Origin of the sequence: Acidovorax soli (assembly GCF_900107605.1) — a bacterium.
GTDB lineage: Bacteria > Pseudomonadota > Gammaproteobacteria > Burkholderiales > Burkholderiaceae_C > Acidovorax > Acidovorax soli.
The window spans coordinates 89194-107586 of record NZ_FNQJ01000006.1; the positions used below are offsets into that span (position 1 = coordinate 89194).

At 66.7% G+C, this 18393-nt stretch carries 16 protein-coding genes; 15 read left to right on the forward strand and 1 reads right to left on the reverse strand.

The features are described 5' to 3' along the window. Positions 1 to 53 precede the first annotated feature (53 nt). The 3 genes from dapF (at position 54) to BLW02_RS06915 (ending at position 2761) form a co-directional block, all read left to right on the forward strand. Positions 54 to 932: a diaminopimelate epimerase gene (dapF, locus tag BLW02_RS06905; RefSeq protein ID WP_092697631.1), complete on the forward strand. Its 879-nt coding sequence runs from the start codon at positions 54 to 56 to the stop codon at positions 930 to 932. After that, on the forward strand, positions 929 to 1624 hold the full coding sequence (locus tag BLW02_RS06910) for a DUF484 family protein (RefSeq protein ID WP_092697632.1): 696 nt from the start codon (positions 929 to 931) through the stop codon (positions 1622 to 1624). Before dapF ends, BLW02_RS06910 begins: the two co-directional genes overlap by 4 nt. 165 nt (positions 1625 to 1789) lie before the next feature. Continuing rightward, positions 1790 to 2761, forward strand: a complete 972-nt coding sequence (locus tag BLW02_RS06915) for a tyrosine-type recombinase/integrase (protein WP_092697633.1) — start codon at positions 1790 to 1792, stop codon at positions 2759 to 2761. Positions 2762 to 2901: 140 nt separating this feature from the next. Here BLW02_RS06915 and cadR read toward each other — a convergent pair whose 3' ends face one another. Next, the gene (gene cadR / locus BLW02_RS06920) at positions 2902 to 3393 is read right to left on the reverse strand and encodes a Cd(II)/Pb(II)-responsive transcriptional regulator (protein WP_092697684.1); all 492 of its coding nucleotides are present in this window, start codon (positions 3391 to 3393) and stop codon (positions 2902 to 2904) included. A 105-nt stretch (positions 3394 to 3498) separates the two neighbouring features. Between cadR and BLW02_RS06925 the strand changes: the two genes are divergently transcribed. The 12 genes from BLW02_RS06925 to BLW02_RS06980 all read left to right on the forward strand — a co-directional run bounded on the left by BLW02_RS06925 (position 3499) and on the right by BLW02_RS06980 (position 18390). After that, positions 3499 to 5757 carry a heavy metal translocating P-type ATPase gene (locus BLW02_RS06925; RefSeq protein ID WP_092697634.1) on the forward strand — a complete coding sequence of 753 codons (2259 nt, stop codon included), beginning with the start codon at positions 3499 to 3501 and terminating at the stop codon, positions 5755 to 5757. A 139-nt stretch (positions 5758 to 5896) separates the two neighbouring features. Continuing rightward, entirely contained in the window at positions 5897 to 6973 is a 1077-nt protein-coding gene (locus BLW02_RS06930; RefSeq protein WP_092697635.1) for a CobW family GTP-binding protein, read from the forward strand. Positions 6974 to 7442: 469 nt separating this feature from the next. Continuing rightward, a complete protein-coding gene (gene dksA, locus BLW02_RS20405) occupies positions 7443 to 7940 on the forward strand; it encodes an RNA polymerase-binding protein DksA (RefSeq protein ID WP_425285650.1) in 498 nt (165 codons plus the stop codon). 46 nt (positions 7941 to 7986) lie between these two features. Next, entirely contained in the window at positions 7987 to 9693 is a 1707-nt protein-coding gene (locus tag BLW02_RS06940; RefSeq protein WP_092697637.1) for an STAS domain-containing protein, read from the forward strand. A 72-nt stretch (positions 9694 to 9765) separates the two neighbouring features. Next, the gene (gene hslV, locus BLW02_RS06945; protein WP_092697638.1) at positions 9766 to 10329 is read left to right on the forward strand and encodes an ATP-dependent protease subunit HslV; all 564 of its coding nucleotides are present in this window, start codon (positions 9766 to 9768) and stop codon (positions 10327 to 10329) included. 87 nt (positions 10330 to 10416) lie between these two features. Further along, positions 10417 to 11742 carry an ATP-dependent protease ATPase subunit HslU gene (gene hslU, locus BLW02_RS06950; RefSeq protein ID WP_092697639.1) on the forward strand — a complete coding sequence of 442 codons (1326 nt, stop codon included), beginning with the start codon at positions 10417 to 10419 and terminating at the stop codon, positions 11740 to 11742. A gap of 323 nt (positions 11743 to 12065) precedes the next feature. Then, positions 12066 to 12494 (forward strand): division/cell wall cluster transcriptional repressor MraZ, encoded by a 429-nt coding sequence (gene mraZ / locus BLW02_RS06955; RefSeq protein WP_026436642.1) that lies wholly within the window; start codon positions 12066 to 12068, stop codon positions 12492 to 12494. 8 nt (positions 12495 to 12502) lie between these two features. Continuing rightward, the gene (gene rsmH / locus BLW02_RS06960) at positions 12503 to 13432 is read left to right on the forward strand and encodes a 16S rRNA (cytosine(1402)-N(4))-methyltransferase RsmH (protein WP_092697685.1); all 930 of its coding nucleotides are present in this window, start codon (positions 12503 to 12505) and stop codon (positions 13430 to 13432) included. Then, entirely contained in the window at positions 13429 to 13728 is a 300-nt protein-coding gene (gene ftsL / locus BLW02_RS06965; RefSeq protein ID WP_092697640.1) for a cell division protein FtsL, read from the forward strand. The genes rsmH and ftsL overlap by 4 nt, the downstream gene beginning before the upstream one ends. Continuing rightward, positions 13725 to 15470: a peptidoglycan D,D-transpeptidase FtsI family protein gene (locus BLW02_RS06970; RefSeq protein WP_092697641.1), complete on the forward strand. Its 1746-nt coding sequence runs from the start codon at positions 13725 to 13727 to the stop codon at positions 15468 to 15470. The genes ftsL and BLW02_RS06970 overlap by 4 nt, the downstream gene beginning before the upstream one ends. Then, the gene (locus BLW02_RS06975) at positions 15470 to 16972 is read left to right on the forward strand and encodes a UDP-N-acetylmuramoyl-L-alanyl-D-glutamate--2,6-diaminopimelate ligase (RefSeq protein ID WP_092697642.1); all 1503 of its coding nucleotides are present in this window, start codon (positions 15470 to 15472) and stop codon (positions 16970 to 16972) included. The genes BLW02_RS06970 and BLW02_RS06975 overlap by 1 nt, the downstream gene beginning before the upstream one ends. Next, the gene (locus BLW02_RS06980; protein ID WP_092697643.1) at positions 16963 to 18390 is read left to right on the forward strand and encodes a UDP-N-acetylmuramoyl-tripeptide--D-alanyl-D-alanine ligase; all 1428 of its coding nucleotides are present in this window, start codon (positions 16963 to 16965) and stop codon (positions 18388 to 18390) included. The genes BLW02_RS06975 and BLW02_RS06980 overlap by 10 nt, the downstream gene beginning before the upstream one ends. Positions 18391 to 18393 lie beyond the last annotated feature (3 nt).

Here is an 18393-nt window from a genome sequence, read left to right on the forward strand (position 1 = left end):
GGAGTGTCGGGGCTATTGTGGGTGGATGGAGCCCACCGACGATAATCCAGCCCATGAAGATTCGCTTCACCAAAATGCAGGGCGCGGGCAACGATTTCGTGGTGCTCGACGAAACGCGGGGCCGGCTGGGGCTGACTCCGGCGCACTACCGCTGGCTGGCCGACCGCCACTTTGGCGTGGGCGCCGACCAGATTCTCACCGTGCGGCCCTCGCCGGGCGAGGGCATCGATTTCGAATACGTGATCCACAACGCCGACGGCGGCGAGGTGGAACAGTGCGGCAACGGCGCGCGCTGCTTTGCGCGTTATGTGCATGACAAGGGCCTGACGCACAAGGACACGATTCGCGTACAGACGCTGGCCGGCGTGATTGCTCCCCGTCTCAATCCTGATGGCCGCGTGACGGTGGACATGGGCCGCCCGGTGTTTGACGCGGCGCTGGTGCCTTTTGACGCGACTGGCCTCACGCCGGTGGCCCAGGGTGTGGGGCAAAAATGGCCTCTGGCGCTCTCTGGGTCTGCGCAAGATGCTTCTGTCCTGGTCGCGGTGGTGTCCATGGGCAACCCGCATGCCGTGCAACTGGTGGAGGATGTGGACGCCGCGCCCGTGGCCGAGACCGGCCCGCTGATCGAATCGCACCCGCGCTTTCCGCGGCGGGTGAACGCCGGTTACCTGCAGATCGTGGACCGCAGCCATGTGCGCCTGCGTGTGTTCGAGCGCGGCGCGGGGGAAACCCTGGCGTGCGGCTCCGGCGCCTGCGCTGCCGTGGCAGCGGGCATCCGGCTGGGGCTGCTCGACGCCCAGGTGGACGTGCAGACCCGCGGCGGCCTGCTCACCATTGCCTGGAGCGGCCAGGAGGCCGACTCCGTTTTCATGACCGGCCCAGCCACCGCTGTTTTTGACGGCCAGATCGAACTCCCTGACACGCCATGACCACCAGCTCCCACATTCCTCCGATCACCGAAGACGACATCGCCCAGTTTCTCACCCAGACACCCGGTTTTTTCGAGCGCCACGCCGAGGTGCTGGCCAGCGTGCAGATCTCCAGCCCGCATGGCACCCGCGCCGTAAGCCTGCAAGAGCGCCAGGCAGAAATGCTGCGCGAGAAGATCAAGGGCCTTGAGCAGCGCATCATGGAAATGGTGCGCCACGGCAACGAGAACGCCGCCATCTCCGCCAAGGTGGACCACTGGACCAGCGCCCTGCTGCAGGTACGCGACCCCATGGACCTGCCCCAGGCCGTGGTGGACGGGCTGCGCACGCTGTTCGATGTGCCGCAGGCTGCCGTGCGCGTGTGGGGTGTTGCAGGGCCTTATATCGACGCCGACTTCACCCAGGGCGCCAGCGAGGACGCCCAGGCCTTCGCCTCCTCGCTGACCATGCCGTTCTGCGGCCCCAACCTGGGTTTTGAGCCCGCCGCCTGGCTGGCCGGCGAGGCGGGCGAACCACCCCAGTCCCTGGCCCTGCTGCCGCTGCGCGAAGGCGCCATCGACAGCGCCACCCCCGCTTTTGGCCTGCTGGTGCTGGGCTCGCACGACCCGCAGCGCTTTGATGCCACCCTGGGCACCGAATTCCTGGCGCGCATGGCCGAACTGGCGAGCGCGGCGCTGATGCGCCTGCGATGACCTCCCCCCTGAGACGCTGCGCGTCATCCCCCCCGAGGGGGGACGCCACCCCCGGCCCGGCAAAGCCGGTTCCGCGGTGGCGCTGGTATGGCGGCGCGCCAGTTGCCGACATTGCGCGTGGTTCTCACGGCGGTGGACTCTCCACTGCAATCTTTCTGAGTCGCCATGTCTGACGTGTCGAGCGTGCCGTTGCCTGCCGACCCCCATGTGCTGCGGTATCTGGAGCATGTGCGGGTCGAAAAACGCCTGGCCGCGCGCACGCTCACGCTGTACACCCTCGATCTGGAAAAACTGGCGCAGCTGGCGGCGGGCGTGCAGTTGCCCCTGCTGCAACTGACCAGCGCCCACATCCGCCGTTTCGTGGCGCAGATGCACAGTGCGGGGCGCAGTGGGCGGGGCATTGCGCTCATCCTGTCGGGCTGGCGCGGTTTTTTCACCTGGGCCGGGCGGCAGGGCCTGATAGGGCACAACCCCGTGCAGGACGTGCGCGCACCCAAGGCCCCCAAACCCTTGCCCAAGGCGCTGGGCGTGGACGACGCCGTGCGCCTGGCCGAGTTCGACCATGCCGGCGCCGACCCCTGGCTGGAAGCGCGGGATGCGGCCATGGTCGAGCTGCTATATGGCTGCGGCCTGCGGGTGGGCGAGCTGGTGGGGCTGGATGCCGTGCCCGGCCCCGACACGCAGCGCCAGGGCCGTGGCTGGATCGACCTGCAGGCTGGCGAGGCCCATGTGTTCGGCAAGGGCAGCAAGCGCCGCAGCGTGCCCGTGGGCGCTGCCGCCGTGGCCGCGCTGCAGGCCTGGCTGGCGCTGCGCGCCGCGCCATTTGGTGGAGATGGCTCTGCGCGGCTCGATGCGGCGCTGTTCGTGGGCCAGCGCGGTGCGCGGCTCACGGCCCAGTCGGTCTGGCTGCGCCTGCGCCAGCGCAGCCAGCAGGCGGGGCTGACCACGCCGGTGCACCCGCACATGCTGCGCCACTCGTTCGCCAGCCACCTGCTGCAAAGCAGCGGCGACCTGCGTGCCGTGCAGGAGCTGCTGGGCCACGCTAACATCACCACCACGCAGGTCTATACGCGGCTGGATTTCCAGCACCTGGCCAAGGTGTACGACGCGGCGCACCCGCGCGCGCGGCGCAAGTAGCCGCTGAGGCCGCTACGGCCCAGGGGGCCATGAATCCGCAGTTCACGCCGGGGCAACGAGCGCAAGCTGCGGTACATGAATGCTTCTGTTTTCATAGCTTGTTGCGCAATCTGCATCGGCGCTCCAAGTCCGACAGGCTCCTAGCCACCAGATTTTTTCGACACCGACCTGGCCTTGGGTGTGGTCGTTTGGGCGTGCGTGCCGTGCACATGGCCCGCATGCACCTGGCCCGGCCGGCTGGCGATGTCGGTCAGCCCATTGAGGATGCCGCAGTGGGCGGCATCCTGGGCTTCGTGGCACTGCTTGCGCAGCTGCTTGAGCTGCTTTTCGAGCTGGCGCAGTTCGCGGATGCGCGCCGCGACGTGGCCGATGTGCGCGTCCAGCAGGGCGTTGACATCGCCGCAGCTGCGCGTGGGCGCGTCTTTGAAGCGCAGCAGGGTGCGGATTTCGTCCAGCGTCATGTCCAGGCCCCGGCAGTGCCGTATGAACGACAGGCGCGTGGCCTGGGCTTCGTCGTAGATGCGGTAGTTGCTCCCGTTGCGGGCGGCCTCGGGCAACAGGCCTTCGCGTTCGTAATACCGGATGGTTGCGACCGGGGTGTGGGCCAGGGCGGCCAGCTCGCCGATTTTCATGGGGGTGTGCTGCTCGTGGGGTGGTGTGGCCATGGTACGCCGCGCGCGTGCTTGACTCTGAAGTGGCATCAGGGTTTCCAATAGGGTCAAGCAAGGAAAGCCAGCATGAGCACACCCCCCCACACTTCTCCCGCCCCGGCGGATGCCTGCGGCCATTGTTCCTGCGCGCCGGCCCTTGGGCCCACCGCCGTGCAGGGCGCCGAAGGCGTCGCGCGTGGGGCCGCCCACGGGGCGGTTTTCCGCATCGCCAGCATGGACTGTGCGGCCGAGGAAAGCGAGATCCGCCACGCCCTGGCGGGCATTTCTGGCCTGCACGGCCTGCGCTTCCAGCTGGCGGCCCGCACGCTGGCCATTGATGCGGCGCCCGCGGCGATGCCGCAAATTCTGGCGGCCATCCGGCAGGCGGGGTTTGATCCGCAGCCTGTGGCGCAGGCATATGCCCATCTGCCGGGCGCGCAGGGGCTGTGGCGTTTGGGGTGGGCGCTGGGACTGGCCATTGCGGCCGATCTGCTGGCCTTTCTGGCGCCAGACACGCGGGTGTTGCAGGCGGCCGGCATGGCACTGGCCGCTGCTGCCATCGGGCTGGCCGGTTTTTCCACCTACCGCAAGGGCCTGGCTGCACTGGGGCGCGGACGGCTCAACATCAATGCGCTGATGACCGTGGCCGTGAGCGGCGCGTTTGTCATCGGCCAGTGGCCCGAGGCCGCCATGGTGATGGCGCTGTATGCCATTGCGGAGCTGATCGAGGCACGTTCGGTGGATCGTGCCCGCAACGCCATCAAAAGCCTGCTCGACCTGGCGCCCGATACGGCCGAGGTGTGCCAGCCCGACGGTGCCTGGCAGCCAGCCGCCGCGGCCGCTGTGGCGCTGGACGCGGTGGTGCGCATCCGGCCGGGCGCGCGCGTACCGCTCGATGGCGTGGTCATCGCGGGCACCAGCGCGGTCAACCAGGCCTCGGTGACGGGCGAAAGCCTGCCCGTGGACAAGGCTGCGGGCGACACCCTGTTTGCCGGCACCATCAACGACACCGGCACCCTGGAAATGCGGGTGACGGCCACGGCCAGCCATACCACGTTGGCCCGCATCATCCATGCGGTGGAGCAGGCCCAGGGCAGCCGCGCGCCCACGCAGCAGCTGGTGGACCGGTTTGCCGCCATCTACACGCCGGTGGTGTTTGCGCTGGCCGTGGCGGTGGCGCTGCTCATGCCCTGGCTGATGGATGTGCCCTGGACGCAGGCGCTGTACAAGGCCCTGGTGCTGCTCGTGATTGCCTGCCCTTGCGCGCTGGTCATTGCCACGCCGGTCACGGTGGTGAGCGGGCTGGCCGCCGCTGCGCGGCGCGGCATTCTCATCAAGGGCGGGGTCTATCTGGAGACCGCCCACCAGATCCAGGCGATAGCGCTCGACAAGACCGGCACCATCACCGAAGGCCGGCCCCGGCTGGTGGCGACCGAGGTTCTGCCGCTGCCCGAGGGGCGTGCCCCGGTGGTGCCGGCGCAGGTGCTGCGCTGGGCGGCCAGTCTGGCAGGGCATTCCGACCACCCGGTGTCGCGGGCCATTGCGCAGGGGCTGGATGCCGTCCAGGGTGCGCCAACGGGCGCGGCGCTGGAGGCCTTGACGGCCCTGCCCGGGCGCGGCGTGCAGGCCCGCATTGCCGGGCAGGCACTGGTGCTGGGCAACCATCGCCTGATCGAGGAGCGCGGCTTGTGCTGTGCCGACATCGAGGCGCGGCTGGCCGCCCACGAGGCCCAGGGCCGCACCGTGACGCTGTTGGCAACCGATACCGCCGTGCTGGCCATTTTTGCGGTGGCCGACACGATCAAGGACAGCTCCCGCCAGGCGCTGGCCGCGCTGCGTGCCATGGGCGTGGCCCCGGTGATGCTGACAGGCGACAACCAGGTGACGGCTGGCACCATCGCCGCCCAGGCGGGCGTGGAGGAGGTGCAGGGCAACCTGCTGCCACAAGACAAGCTGGCGGCCATCGAAGCCCTGCAGGCGCGCCACGGCCTCACCGCCATGGTGGGGGACGGCATCAACGATGCCCCCGCGCTGGCCCGCGCGGACATCGGCATCGCCATGGGGGCGGCAGGCACCGACACGGCCATGGAGGCGGCCGATGTGGTCATCATGAACGACGATCTGCGGCGCATTCCAGAGCTCATGCGGCTGTCGCGCCGCACGCGCGCCGTGCTGTGGCAGAACATTGCGCTGGCGCTGGGCATCAAGCTGGTATTTCTGTGGCTGGCGCTGTTCAACGGCGCCTCGATGTGGATGGCGGTATTTGCCGACATGGGTGCCAGCCTGATCGTGGTGTTCAACGGTCTGCGCATGCTGCGCGCGGTGGACGAGCAGCCGGTGGCATAGACGACGGCCTTTTCCGCTGGTGGCCCGGTTGCGCCGCGTCCGGCGCGGGCTTTTGTGCCCCGCTAAACTCACCCCTTCGCGGTCTGGTGCTCCGTCCAACGGGCTGCACGGCCCATTGCATCTCCCAAGGCTACTCCCCATGTCCCTCATTCCTGTCACCATCCTCACCGGTTTTCTGGGTTCCGGAAAGACCACGCTGCTCAAGCGCCTGCTGAGCGAAGCCCATGGCCAGAAGATCGCCGTGATCGAGAACGAATTTGGCGAAGAGAACATCGACAACGACATCCTGGTGACCGACTCCAAGGAGCAGATCGTGCAGATGAGCAATGGCTGCATCTGCTGCACCATCCGCGAAGACCTGCGCGAAACCCTGCAGTTGCTGGCTGCCAAACGGCGCAAGAATCTGCTGGAGTTCGATCGCATCGTGATCGAGACCACCGGCGTGGCCGACCCCGGCCCCGTGGCGCAGACCTTCTTCATGGACGAGGAGATCGCCGAAACCTACCTGATCGACTCCATCATCACGCTGGTCGATGCCAAGCACGCGGCCCAGCAGCTCAACGACCGCCAGGAGGCACGCCGCCAGGTGGGCTTTGCGGACCAGATCTTCCTGTCCAAGACCGACCTCGTGAGCGCCGAGGACACCGAGGCGCTGATCCATCGCTTGAAACACATGAACCCGCGCGCGCCCATCAAGGCCGTGCACTTTGGCGAGGTGCCGCTCAAGGAGGTGCTGGACCTGCGGGGCTTCAACCTCAATGCCAAGCTGGATATCGACCCCGACTTCCTCAAGGAAGAGGAGGAGCACGACCACCACGGCCATGGGCATGGGCACCACGACCATGTGCACGGCGAGCACTGCAACCACCCTTCGCACCAGCACGGACACGAGGGCCATGGGCACCATCACCACCATGACGACGATGTCAAGAGCTTCGTCTACCGTTCGGATCGCCCGTTCGATCCGGCCAAGCTGGAGGATTTTCTGGGTGCCATCGTCAACATCTATGGCCCGCGCATGCTGCGCTACAAGGGCGTGCTGAACATGCAGGGCACCGATCGCAAGGTGATCTTCCAGGGCGTGCACCAGCTCATGGGCAGCGACCTGGGCCCCCAGTGGGCCGAAGGGGAGGCGCGCACCAGCAAGATGGTCTTCATCGGCATCGACCTGCCCAAGGACATCTTTCTGCAGGGGCTGGAGCAGAGTCTCGTTTGAACGGTTTGCACCGGAACGGGCAGGGATGGCCCCACATCCTTTTGTGTTGTATCTGCAACGTTCCCGTTTGCGTCCGCGCAGGTCGATACAATCGCGCCCCGGCAAAACCCCGGAAGGCTTGCCACCCGCCCTTGGCTGCCTGCGCAGCCCGGGCCAGCCCGTTACGCGAGGAGTTCTGTCAGTGAAAGCCGAAACCAGCAAACCCAAGGCGGCCGCAAAAGCGGCCCCAACCGCGGCAAAAAATGCCGCCGCCCCAGCGGCAAGCAAGGCTGCTGCAAAGGCTACTGCCCAGGTCGCCCCCAAAGCCGCCAGCCCTGCCGTCGCAGAGGCCTCCGAGCAGGCCTTGCGGGCCGGCAGCCAAGTACCCGTGCGCAGCACCCGGCCTTCTTCCCGGCTGGCCCAATTGACCGTACCATCCATGGCCCAGGCAGTGGCTTCCACCGCTGCCAAAGCCAGTTATCTACACACCATGCCCACGACCGCGCAAGCGCACCCTGTTTACACGGCTGCCAAGAAAGACCCCAAACTGGCGAACAACTGGAAAGACAAGAGCGCCGAAGAGCTGACCGACGCCGAAGTGATGGCGATGCCCGACAGCGAGTACATGAACGACAAGCAGATGGCGTTTTTCCGCCTCAAGCTTGTCCAGCTCAAGCAGGACATCCACAACAGTGCCGGTGAAACCACCGAGCACCTGCGCGAAGACACCGTGGTGGTGCCCGATCCTGCCGACCGCGCCACCATTGAGGAAGAGCATGCGCTGGAGTTGCGTACCCGTGATCGCGAACGCAAGCTGCTCAAGAAAATCGAGCAATCCATTGCCCGCATCGACTCGGGTGACTACGGCTATTGCGATGAAACCGGCGAACCCATCGGGGTGGGCCGCCTGATCGCCCGTCCCACCGCCACGCTGTCGCTGGAAGCGCAGCAACGCCGTGAACTCAAGCAGAAGATGTTTGGCGACTGAAGGCGAGCGGGCCTGAACTCTTTATGCGCACCCGACCTGACTGCCTATGAGCAAGCAAGACACCACACTCGGCGGTCTGCTGTCCAAGGTGGTGCGGTTTGTGCGCAACCCCACGGTCAACTGGACAGAGCTCGACTCGATCCAGGCCGATCGGGAGAGCCAGTACAGCAAGCAGATGCTCAAGGAGATGATCGAGCGCAAGCGGCGCAACGACTTCGTTCGTCGCCGCGAGTTCGATCAGCTGCGCAAACTGCGCCAGCGCGAGGTGCTGCAGGGCCATGGCGCCGAAGACCCTGCGGGTCGTCCGTCTTTCTTCCAGAGCAGCATGACTTCGCCCGACGAGCGTGCGGTCACGCTCAAGAAAATCGACGAAATCGAAGCGCAGATGTCGCAGCAGTGGTGGAAGGGCAAGCAGCATGCAGATGCGCCCACCCAGCCTTTGGATATGCAGCCCCAGGGGGATGAAAACGCCGCCGCGCGTGCGTATGCGCCCACCAGGCCGGGCACTTTGCAGGTACCGCTGGAGGCCAAGCCCTCGGTCGCGCCCTTGTTTGCAGATGACAGCATGGCCATTGCAGGCGCTGGCGGCACGGATGCCTCCATGCGGGCCCATGCACCTGCGGCGTCCTTCAGCCCTGCGGCGCCCGCCGCCGAACCTGAATACGCCGTCGAACCGGAGGAATTCGTGCACGAACCCGATCTAGAAGAAGCCGCCATCCGGTTTGCCAATGGCGACCATGCCGGCGCCGAGTCAGGTTTGCGGGAGGTACTCGCACAACACCAGCAGGACGACCCGCAGCAGCAACTGGAAATCTGGATGACGCTGTTTGACCTGTACCGCGCGACAGGTCAGCAGGACCGTTTTGACACGCTGGCGATTGATTTTGCCGCGCGCTTCAACCGCTCGGCGCCGCTGTGGTTCTCGATACCCGAGCAGCTGGGGCTGGCATCTTCTGCGGCGCCCGCCGAAGCGCCGGTGGCTGCACGGCGCGATTTCAGCTGGACGGCACCTTCGACCATGGCGGTGTCGTCCGTGGCCGCGTTGCAGGCCGCGCTGGGGCGCGCCGCCTCGCCCTGGACCCTGGCCTGGGGGCGGCTGGTGGCCATCGAGGACGCGGCCGTGCCGCTGCTGGCCGACCAGTTCACGCAGTGGGCGGAGCGCAGAGGACAGTTCGTGTTCTCCGGCGTGTCTGCGCTCAACGCGCTGCTGGAGAGCAAGACCCAATCGGGCGACCGGTCCAGCAGCCCCGAGTGGTGGCGCCTGCGCATGGCGGCCCTGCGGCTCATGGCCAGCCCCGATGAGTTCGAACTGGTCGCACTGGATTACTGCGTGACCTATGAGGTGTCGCCCCCTTCGTGGACGGTACCGCGCTGCAGCTACGCGGACAGCGAAAACGCAGCGGCGCATGCCGCAGAGGCTGCCGGCCACGATCTGCTGGCCCCCGAGGCCGCCGTGCCTGTGGCGCCCGAATCGACTCCGGCGGCGACGCTGAGTGGCCACATCGACGGCGATGCCACGCCACAGCTGGAGCCTTTCCAGGCGCTGATGCGGCCCGGAGAACCCCTGGTCATTGCCTGCGACCGCCTGATCCGCATCGATTTTGGCGCTGCCGGATCGGTGCTCAACTGGGCTGCCGAGCAGCAGTCCCGCGGCCATGTGGTGCAGTTCCACAATCTGCACCGCCTGGTGGCGATTTTCTTCAATGTGATTGGCGTCAACGAGCACGCCTGGGTCGTCCCGCGCAAGAACTGAACCGGCGCACGGGGCGATCGTGGCCGGGGCGGTGGCTTGCAAAATACCGCGTCGCCCCCAGCTGGGATGGCTATGGATTCATCTCGTCAAAACCCTGTTTTTCACGGCACCACCATCCTGAGCGTGCGCCGCCAGACACCCCAGGGCGTACAGGTCGCCATCGGCGGCGACGGCCAGGTGACTCTGGGCAATATCGTCGTCAAGGGCACGGCGCGCAAGGTGCGCAAGCTCTACCACGGCAAGGTGCTGGCGGGTTTCGCCGGCGCCACGGCAGATGCCTTCACGCTGTTCGAGCGTTTCGAGGCCAAGCTGGAGAAGCACCAGGGCCACCTCACCCGCGCCGCCATCGAGCTCACCAAGGACTGGCGCACCGACCGCGTGCTGCGCCGCCTGGAGGCCATGCTGGCTGTGGCCGACGCGAGTGCCTCGCTCATCATCACGGGCAATGGCGATGTGCTGGAGCCCGAGCAGGGCATCGTGGCGATCGGCTCGGGCGGTGCGTATGCGCATTCGGCTGCCAAGGCATTGCTGAACCACACCGACCTGTCGGCCCAGGACATCGTGAAGCGGTCGCTGGAAATCGCCGGCGAACTGTGCATCTACACCAACATGAACCACACCATCGAGACGCTGTGACGGCGGGTGTGTGATTGCTATTTTGTTTGTAGCTGTTTGCGTTTGATGGATAAGCGCGGCAGCCATTTTTGACAGTGGATCAGCCCTATGTCGTCCATGACCCCCCAGGAAATCGTCTCTGAACTCGACCGCCACATCGTCGGCCAGGCCAGCGCCAAGCGCGCCGTGGCCATTGCGCTGCGCAACCGCTGGCGCCGCCAGCAGGTCGAAGGCAGCCTGCGCCACGAGATCACGCCCAAGAACATCCTCATGATCGGCCCCACCGGCGTGGGCAAGACCGAGATCGCCCGGCGCCTGGCGCGCCTGGCCGACGCGCCTTTCATCAAGGTCGAGGCCACCAAGTTCACCGAGGTGGGCTATGTGGGCAAGGATGTGGACGCCATCATCCGCGATCTGGCCGAGATGGCCGTCAAGCAGACGCGCGAGTCTGAGACGAAGAAGGTGCGGGCCCGCGCCGAGGACGCGGCCGAAGAGCGCATCCTGGATGTGCTGATTCCGCCGGCCCGTGCCGCGACGGGCGCCGAACCGGCGGCGGACAGCACGGCGCGCCAGGTGTTTCGCAAGAAGCTGCGCGAAGGCAGCCTGGACGATAAGGAGATCGAGATCGACCTGGCCGAGAGCCGCCCCCAGGTGGAGCTCATGGGCCCGGCCGGCATGGAGGAAATGACCGAGCAGCTGCGCGGCATGTTCAGCCAGATGGGGCAGGGCAAGCGCCACACCCGCAAGCTCAGGATTGCCGAAGCGCTCAAGCTGCTCACCGAAGAAGAGGCGGGCAAGCTGGTGAATGAGGAAGAGATCCGTGCCCGCGCCATCCAGAATGCCGAGCAGAACGGCATCGTCTTCATCGACGAGATCGACAAGGTCGCGGCACGCCAGGAAACCAGCGGCGCCGATGTGTCGCGCCAGGGGGTGCAGCGCGATCTGCTGCCGCTGGTGGAAGGCACCACGGTGTCCACCAAATACGGCATGGTCAAGACGGACCACATCCTGTTCATCGCCTCCGGCGCATTCCATCTGTCCAAGCCCAGCGACCTGATTCCCGAGCTGCAGGGGCGCTTTCCGATCCGGGTGGAACTGGAATCCCTGTCGGTGCAGGACTTTGAAGCCATCCTCACGCAAACCCACGCCTCGCTGGTCAAGCAATACCAGGCGCTGCTGGCCACCGAAGGGGTGGCGCTCGACTTTCAGCCCGAGGGCATCACGCGCCTGGCACACATTGCCTTCGAGGTGAACGAGCGCACGGAAAACATCGGTGCGCGCCGCCTGTCCACCGTGATGGAGCGGCTGCTGGACGATGTCAGCTTCGACGCGGCGCGCCTGGCCGGCCAGAAGGTCACCGTGGACGCGGCCTATGTCGACACGCGGCTGCAAACCCTGAGCCAGGACGAAGACCTGTCGCGCTACATCCTCTGAGACGGATTCGCGCTCCCAACGAGAACTGCGTTGCCGCGCCCTGCTCTTGCTGGCGGGGCAAAACCAAATGCGTGCCCGTCCTGCCTTCAGGTATCACTTGCATAGGCAGTTCTAAGTGCTTGCTGAGCAACGGATTTTAGGGTTTCGAATCCTTCGAAAACGCTTCTAAGTCCTTGATTCCATTGCAAAAGTTTGTTGCAGGCGCCCTTGCATGGAATGTTTTTCCTGCTACAGTGCAAAAAAGTGCAATTAAGTGGTGAAAAGTGCCTTGAAACGCCAGTTCTGGGTTCAAGGGTTCATCGTCCTGCTAGGGGAATCGTTCCGTGTTTCAAGGTGCCTCGTCGCTGAGTCTCGATGCGAAAGGTCGGCTGTCCGTGCCGACCCGGCATCGTGACGTCCTGAGCGCGACCGCGGCCGGCCAACTCACGATCACCAAGCACCCCCACGGCTGCCTCATGGTGTTTCCCCGTCCCGAATGGGAGAAGTTCCGCGAGCGCATCGGCCAGCTGCCGATGTCTGCCCAGTGGTGGAAGCGCATCTTCCTGGGCAATGCGATGGATGTGGAAATGGATGCCACCGGCCGGGTGCTGGTGTCGCCCGAGCTGCGCGAGGCGGCCGGCATCGCCAAGGACGCCATCCTGCTGGGCATGGGCAACCATTTCGAACTGTGGGACAAGGCCACCTACGACGCGCAGGAAGCGCAGGCCATGCAGGGCGAAATGCCCGATGTGTTCAAGGATTTCTCTTTCTAAGGCCCGTGGTGACCCCTGATTTGCAACACACCACGGTCCTGCTCGATGAAGCGGTGGACGCGCTGCTGGGTGGCGCGGGCCCCGAGCCTGCCGGCACCTGGGTCGACGCCACCTTTGGTCGCGGGGGGCATTCGCGGCACATCCTGCTGCGGCTGGGGCCGCAAGGGCGTCTTGTGGCGTTCGACAAGGACCCGCAAGCCATCCAGGAGGCAACGCGCATCACTGATGCGCGTTTTTCCATTCGGCATGAAGGTTTTCGCCATCTGGCGGATTTGCCGCCGGGCAGTGCGGCCGGCGTGCTGATGGACCTGGGGGTGAGCTCGCCCCAGATCGACAGTCCCGAGCGGGGTTTCAGTTTCCGTTTCGATGGCCCGCTGGACATGCGCATGGACACCACGCGGGGGACCAGTGTGGCCCAGTGGCTGGCCACTGCCGAGGTGCAACAGATTGCGGAGGTGATACGTGACTACGGTGAAGAACGGTTTGCTGGCCCCATTGCAAAGGCGATTGTTGCTCGGCGCGAGGAGCGGGGGCCTCTTGCAACCACCGCCGAACTGGCCGATCTCGTGGCTGGTGCGGTCAAAACCCGCGAGTCGGGCCAGAACCCTGCAACGCGCACATTTCAGGCTTTACGGATTTTCATCAACGCTGAACTTGAAGAGCTGCAGCAGGCGCTAGAAGCCAGCCTGTCGGTGCTCCAGCCAGGTGGGCGGCTGGTGGTGATCAGCTTTCATTCGCTCGAAGATCGCATCGTCAAGCAGTTCATCGCGCAGCATTCCAAGGAGGTGTACGACCGCCGTGCGCCGTTTGCATCGCCCAAGGTCATGAAGCTGGTCGCGCTGGACCGCATCAAGCCCAGCGCCGCCGAAGTGGCGGCCAATCCCCGCTCGCGCAGCGCCATCATGCGCGTGGCCGAGCGCACGGAGGCGCCCGCATGACCCGGCTCAGCCTCGTCCTGCTGGTGGCGGTGATGGCCAGCGCCCTGTATCTGGTGCACACGCAGTATGAGTCGCGCCGCCTGTTCACGCAGCTGGACCGGGCCAACTCCGAGGCGCGCCGGCTGGAGACCGAGCACCAGCGCCTGCAGGTGGAAAAACGCGCGCAGGCCACCCCCCTGCGGGTGGAGAAAATCGCGCGGGCGCAGTTGCAGATGCGCACGGCCACCCCGGCCATCACCCAGTATGTGGCCGACCCTGCCGGTGCCGCGACGACCGCTTCGGGGGTGCAGCCGTGAGCCGCAGCGTTCTCTACACCTCCAGCCCGCTGCTGGCCAGCAAGACACCCGTGTGGCGCAGCAAGTTCATCGTGGCGATGATTGCGCTGGGATTCGTGGGGCTGGGCGCGCGCGCGGCCTATGTGCAGGTATTCGGCAACGATTTCTTCCAGCGCCAGGGCGAGGTGCGCTTTGCGCGCACGCTGGAGTTGCCCGCCAACCGGGGCAAGATCCTCGATCGCAACGGGCTCATCCTGGCCTCCAGCGTGCCGGCGGCCAGCATCTGGGCCATCCCCGAAGATGTGGAGCAGGACAAGCCCGAGGTGCGCGCCAAGCTCAAGCAGCTGGCACGGCTGCTCGACATGCCTGCGTCGGAGCTGAATGCCAAGCTGGCCGACGAAGACAAGACTTTCGTCTGGATCAAGCGCCAGCTGGACTGGGAGCTGGGCCAGCAGATCGCCGCCCTCGACATCAAGGGCATCTACCAGCGCAAGGAATACAAGCGCCAGTATCCCGAAGGCGAATCGGCCGCGCATGTGGTGGGTTTCACCAATGTGGAAGACAAGGGCCAGGAGGGCATGGAGCTGGCCTTCAACAGCGAGCTGGCCGGGCGTGCCGGCTCGCGCCGCGTGATCAAGGACCGCCTGGGCCGCGTGGTCGAAGGCGTGGGCGAAACCGTGCCACCGGTGGACGGCCGCGACATGCAGCTGTCCATCGACAGCAAGGTGCAGTTCTTCGCCTACCAGAAGCTGCGTGACCAGGTCGCCGCGCACAAGGCCAAGGCGGGCAGCGTGGTGGTGCTCGATGCGCACACGGGCGAGCTGCTGGCGCTGGCCAACTACCCCAGCTACGTGCCCGACAAACGCCAGAACCTCACCGGCGAGCAGCTGCGCAACCGTGCGCTCACCGACGTGTTCGAGCCCGGTTCGACCATGAAACCCTTCACCATCGGGCTGGCGCTTGAATCAGGTCGCGTGCGCCCCGAGACCATCGTGGACACGAGCCCCGGGCGCATCACCATTACGGGTTCCACCATTTCGGACACGCACAACTACGGTGTGCTCACCGTGGAAGGTGTGATCCAGAAATCCAGCAACGTTGGCACGACCAAGCTGGCCATGCAGATGCCTGCACGCGAGATGTGGGAAACCTTTTCGGCGGCCGGCTTCGGACAAAAGCCGCAGCTGCATTTTCCCGGCGCGGTCACCGGCCGTTTGCGTCCCTACAAGAGCTGGCGCCCGGTGGAGCAGGCCACCATGTCCTACGGCTACGGTCTGTCGGCCAGCCTGTTCCAGATGGCGCGCTCGTATACCGTGTTTGCCAATGGTGGCCGCGTGATTCCTGCCACCATGCTCAAGACCGACACGGCGGCGGTGGGCGTGCCCGTGTTCTCCGAGCGCACGGCCGACCAGGTGCGCAAGATGCTGCAGATGGCCGCAGGCCCCGGCGGCACGGGGCAGAAAGCGCAGACCGTGGGCTACTCGGTGGGTGGCAAGTCGGGCACGGCGCGCAAGCAGGTCGGAAAAAACTATGCCGCCGGCAAGTACCGCGCCTGGTTCACCGGCATGGCGCCCATCGACAAGCCGCGCATCATCGTGGCCGTGATGATCGACGAGCCCAGCAATGGCCAGGTGTACGGCGGCCTCGTGGCCGCGCCGGTGTTCAGCGAGGTGGTGCAGCAGACCCTGCGCATGATGGGCGTGCAGCCGGACATGGCCGTCAAGCCGCAGATCGTCACCAACGGGGTGGAGGAGTCGCTGTGATGCATGTGCTGACCTCTGCCCATGATGCCGTGCAATGGCTGCGCGCGCGCGTCACCGGCACCTTGCAGACCGACAGCCGCCTGGTGGTACCGGGCGATGGCTTCATTGCCTGGCCCGGAGCCGCGACCGACGGGCGTGCCCATGTGGCCGATGCCATGGTGCGGGGCGCCACGGCCTGCCTCGTGGAACAGGCCGGCGTGGAGGCGTTTGGGTTCACGGGCGACCACATGGCCGCATTGCATGGCCTCAAGGCCGCCACGGGGCCGATCGCCGCACAGTGGTTTGGCCACCCCGCGCAGCAGCTGGCGGTGCTGGCCGTGACGGGCACCAATGGCAAGACCAGCACCGCCTGGTGGCTGGCGGATGCCTGGAATGCGCTATCGAATCAAGCGCCGCATGTGCGTGCCGGGTGTGCGCTGGTTGGCACTTTGGGCATGGGGGTTCCGCCTGGGCTCGAAGCCACGGGCATGACCACCCCCGACCCCGTGCGCCTGCAGCGCGCGTTTCGCCGGTATGCCGACCAGGGGCTGGGCGCTTGCGCCATCGAGGCGTCTTCCATCGGGCTGGCCGAGGCGCGCCTGGATGGCACGCCGATCCGCGTGGCCGTCTTCACCAATTTCACACAAGACCACCTCGATTACCACGGCAGCATGGCCGACTACTGGCTGGCCAAGCGGGCCCTGTTCGACTGGCCCGGCCTGCAGGCCGCCGTCATCAACGTGGACGACCCCGCCGGTGTGCAACTGCACGCCGAACTCGCGGGTGGCGCGCTCGACCTGTGGAGCATTTCTGCCCAGGGCACGGCACGGCTGGTGGCGCAGGACATTGCCCTGGGTGACCAGGGCCTGCGTTTCACGGTGGTGGAGGGGGCGCAGCGGCTGCCGCTGCAGACCCGCGTGATCGGCCACTACAACGTGCTGAACCTGCTCGGCGTGCTGGCCACGCTGCGCAGCCAGGGCGTGCCGCTGCTGGATGCCGTGCATGCCTGCACCAGCCTGCAGCCCGTGCCCGGCCGCATGCAGCGGCTGGTGGCGCCGGGGCAGCCGCTGGTGGCGGTGGATTACGCCCACACCCCCGACGCGCTGGACAAGGCCTTGCAGGCGCTGCGCCCGCTGGCGGCCGAGCGTGGCGGCCAGCTCTGGTGCGTGTTCGGCTGCGGCGGCGACCGCGATGCCGGCAAGCGCCCGCTGATGGGCGCCGTGGCCCAGCAGCATGCCGACTGGGTGGTGGTGACCAGCGACAACCCGCGCAGCGAAGCGCCGGTGGCCATCCTGCACCAGATCCTGCAGGGCACGATTGCCGGCGAAACCGTCCGCGCCGAACCGGATCGGGCGGCCGCCATTGCGCTGGCCATCGGCGAGGCCGATGCGGCCGATGTGGTGCTGATTGCCGGCAAGGGCCACGAGGATTACCAGGAAACCGCCGGCGTGCGCCGGCCGTTCGATGACATGGCGCAGGCGCGGGCAGCGCTGGCCGCCCGGGGAGCCAGCGCATGGGCATGATGAACCTGCAGCAGGCATTCGACTGGATTCGCCCCGCCATTCCCCAGGCACGCCTGGTGGGCGATGGGGCAACGCCGCTGGCACGGGTGCATACGGACACCCGCACCCTGCAGGCGGGCGACTTGTTCGTGGCGCTCAAGGGCGAGCGCTTCGATGCCAATGCCTTCCTGGCCGATGCCCGTGCAGGCGGCGCCATGGCCGCCATCGCCCATGGCGGGCTGCAAGCCGCAGGGTTGTCCGGCATCGAGGTGCCCGACAGCCTGGCGGCGCTGGGTGCCCTGGCGGCCGGGTGGCGCGCCCAGTTCGGCCTGCCGCTGATCGGCATCACGGGCAGCAACGGCAAGACGACGGTGACGCAGATGGTGGCATCCATCCTGCGCGGCTGGAAGGGCGAGGCCGCGTTTGCCACGCAGGGCAATTTCAACAACGATATCGGCGTGCCCTTGATGCTGCTGCGCCTGCGCGCCGGCCATGCCGCCGCGGTGATCGAGATGGGCATGAACCATCCGGGCGAGATCGTCACCCTGGCGGCCATGGCGCAGCCCACGGTCGCGCTGGTGAACAACGCCCAGCGCGAACACCTCGAATTCATGCACACCGTGCAGGCCGTGGCCGAGGAAAACGGTTCGGTCTTCGCGGCGCTGCCGGCCAATGGCGTGGCCGTGTTTCCCGCAGGCGATGCCTACACCGCACTGTGGAGCCGCCTGGCCGCGCCGCGCCGCTGCATCACGTTCGGCGAGGGCGGTGACGTGCAATGTCTGCACGCCCGCTGGCAGCAGGGCGCCTGGGCGGTGGAGATGGCCACGCCCGCGGGCGCGCTGTCATGCACCCTGCAGATCGCCGGCCAGCACAACGTCACCAACGCGCTGGCTGCGGCGGCCTGTGCCCTGGCGGCAGGGGCTCCGCTGGACGCGATAGCACGCGGGCTGAGCGGTTTCACACCCGTCAAGGGGCGCTCGCGCGCGCTCAATCTGCTGCTGGCGGGCCGTGGCATCACCGTGGTGGACGACACCTACAACGCCAACCCCGATTCCATGCGCGCCGCCATCGACGTGCTGGCCGCGCTGCCCGCGCCGCAGCTGCTGGTGATGGGCGACATGGGCGAGGTGGGCGACCAGGGTCCGCAGTTCCACGCCGAGGCCGGCGAACACGCGCACGCTGCGGGCATTGCGCACCTGTATGCGCTGGGTGCGCAGTCGGCCAACGCGGCCCGCGCCTTCGGGGCTGCGCGGCATTTTGACAACATGGCATCGCTGCAGGCGGCGGTGCTGGAGATGCTGCCCCAGGTGGGCAGCGTGCTGGTGAAGGGATCGCGGTTCATGAAGATGGAACAGGTGGTGGAGGCGATGGTTGCCACCGCAGAACAACAAGCAAAGCCAACCGCTCACCCGGAGGGACGCCCAGATGCAAGCCATTGATGT